This window comes from Rhodococcus sp. AB351, assembly GCF_049538275.1.
Classification (GTDB): Bacteria; Actinomycetota; Actinomycetes; order Mycobacteriales; family Mycobacteriaceae; genus Rhodococcus.
The window spans coordinates 1-1,796 of the sequence record NZ_JBMVFW010000033.1; the positions used below are offsets into that span (position 1 = coordinate 1).

At 67.1% G+C, this 1,796-nt stretch carries 3 protein-coding genes; all 3 read right to left on the reverse strand.

Translation table 11 applies throughout. The annotated features are described in order from the left end of the window. Positions 1-245: rhodanese-like domain-containing protein (locus ACPCXD_RS22860; RefSeq protein ID WP_423661203.1), on the reverse strand; the 245-nt coding region annotated here is incomplete at its 3' end. A gap of 57 nt (positions 246-302) precedes the next feature. Next, positions 303-1,181: a sulfite exporter TauE/SafE family protein gene (locus ACPCXD_RS22865; protein WP_423661204.1), complete on the reverse strand. Its 879-nt coding sequence runs from the start codon at positions 1,179-1,181 to the stop codon at positions 303-305. Positions 1,182-1,183: 2 nt separating this feature from the next. Beyond that, on the reverse strand, positions 1,184-1,780 hold the full coding sequence (locus ACPCXD_RS22870; RefSeq protein WP_423661205.1) for a rhodanese-like domain-containing protein: 597 nt from the start codon (positions 1,778-1,780) through the stop codon (positions 1,184-1,186). Between the last annotated feature and the right edge of the window lie 16 nt (positions 1,781-1,796).

The window sequence follows — 1,796 nt, forward strand, 5'->3', positions numbered from 1 at the left end:
ACCGCGGGCCGTCCGGCCGATTCGAGGATCTCGGCTCCGCGCTTGCTCCGGTTTCCCGATGCGCAGATGACGTAGACGGTCTCTCCCGGAGATACCTCGCTCACACGGGCGGACAGTTCGGGGAGGGGGATCAATTGGGCGCCGGGAACGTGGCCCTGGATGTACTCGTAGTCCTCGCGGACATCGAGCACCGGAGCTCCGGACTCCCACGCCTGGATCAGAGCGGCAGTGTCGACTTCGTGCATGGTGAACTCCTCGGATCGGGTCCGTCGAGAATGGGTGAGCACTTCCGAGTCTTCCGCTCAGCCCGCCGCCACGGCGGCGCGAGGGCGTCCTCCGAGTCGTTGCAGCGGGCAGTGCTCCCTGCGGTTGCAGGCATAGGTAGCGCCGGCGGCAACGACGGTGAGTGCCGCCGCGGCGATGCCGACGCCGGGGTGGATCTCCTGCGCGAGGATGACGGAGGACATGATCAGGACGAACCAGCCGAAGCTCTTGCGCAGGGTGTCCGGATCGACCAGTGAGGTCAGGCGGCCGCCGATGAGGCTGCCCACGACGGCGGCACCGGTGACCATCGCCGCCAGACGCCAGTCGATCTGCACTGTGGACAGGTAGCCGCCGAGTCCGGCGAAGGACTTCATGGCGATCACGATCAGCGAGGTACCGACGGCGACCGGCATCGGCAGGCCGCCGAGCAGTGCCAGAGCCGGGACGACGAGGAAGCCGCCGCCGGCGCCGACGAGGCCGGTGACCAGACCGACGACCACACCGTCGAGCAGGATCTTGCCGACGGGCATCGCGCGCTCGCCCTCGTCGGCCGCGGCTTTGTTCTTGCGGCCGCGGAGCATCGCGATCGCCGTGGCGATCATCATCACGGCGAAGCCGAGCAGCAGGACGGTGCCGGGGATGAAGCGTGAGAGCAGACCACCGCCGTAGGCGCCGACCATGCCGGCCAGGCCGAACAGGATTCCGGTGCGCCACTGCACGCGGCCGGCGCGTGCGTGGGAGATCGCGCCGACCGCGCTGGTGACACCCACGACCAGCAGCGAAGTGGCAATCGCTTCCTTGGCGTCCATGCCTGCGACGTAAGCGAGTAGCGGGACGGTGAGAATCGAGCCTCCGCCACCGAGCAGTCCGAGGGTGACGCCGACGAGGACTGCCAGAGCTACGGTCAACGCGATCATGATCAGTTCCTCTCGGCGTGTTCTGTATTCGACCGGACCAGCTGCGCGACGATGCTCTGGGCATCACACGAGGCGCCGCGGTTGTAGGGAAGCTTGGACAGCAGCATGCCCATCGCGCAGGTGTTCGACAGTGCGGCGAAGGTCAACCCACCGCCGATTCCGGCGGCGAGCCACTTGAGCTTCGGCACGGCGATGCTGCCGAGAACCGAGCTCAGCACGAGCGAACCGGCGACGAGCCGGACCTGGCGTTCGAGATCCCAGCGTTCGGCGCCGCGGTTGACGGGCAGGCCGGCCGATTCCCAGCCGAGCATGCCGCCGGCGAGGATGTGGAGGTTGAACAATCCTGCCCCGCGCAGGGTCTCTTCGGCTTGACCGGCACGCTGTCCGGATCTGCATACCAGCACGACGTTCTCGTCGAAATGGGCACAGAACTCGTCGCGGTGCTCGCGCAGCAGGTCCAGGGGGACGTTGTAGGCGCCGGGAATGTGCACGGACTCGAACTCGCCCGGAGTGCGGACGTCGATGATCCGTACGTTCTTGCCGGAGTCGATCGACGCGTGCAAGGAGTTCGGGTCGACGGTGACAGCAGACTCGATCATGAATGGCCTTTCGATC